Source organism: uncultured Endozoicomonas sp. (assembly GCF_947495845.1).
Classification (GTDB): Bacteria; Pseudomonadota; Gammaproteobacteria; order Pseudomonadales; family Endozoicomonadaceae; genus Endozoicomonas.
Map to the genome: position 1 here is coordinate 1 of NZ_CANMAO010000109.1, position 405 is coordinate 405.

Annotated in this window: 1 protein-coding gene; it reads right to left on the reverse strand. The window is 48.1% G+C overall.

Translation table 11 applies throughout. The annotated features are described in order from the left end of the window. Positions 1-14: 14 nt before the first annotated feature. A partial coding sequence (locus tag Q1B11_RS20315; protein WP_299735845.1) for a transposase occupies positions 15-405 on the reverse strand: 391 nt, incomplete at its 5' end.

The following is a 405-nucleotide window of genomic DNA, read 5'->3' on the forward strand; positions in this document are numbered from 1 at the left end:
TGTTTTCGGGCGGATTAGCCCTGTGCCCGGATCATTTGATCCAGCCTGACGATGTTCGCCAGGGCAAACAATGTCGCCAGTTTGTTGTCGTTTTTCTTGAGCCCCTTGTAGATGGCTTTTACAAAACCAAACTGACATTTAATGATCCGAAAAGGATGCTCCACAAAAGCCCTGATACTGGCTTTCTCATGTTCGAGTTTGAGCGCTTCTTTATTTTTTCGAGGATGCTTTTTCAGCGCTTTGAGCTTCGATGGATTCTCAGCGATAAACCACTCACCAGAGACACCCTTCAACTCTGGACGTTGTTCTGCTCCCCGGTAACCGGCATCACTGAATATAAAGTCCTCATCCCCATGAAGCAGTTCGCCTGCCTGATTTAGGTCATGCTCATTGGCACCGGTGGTG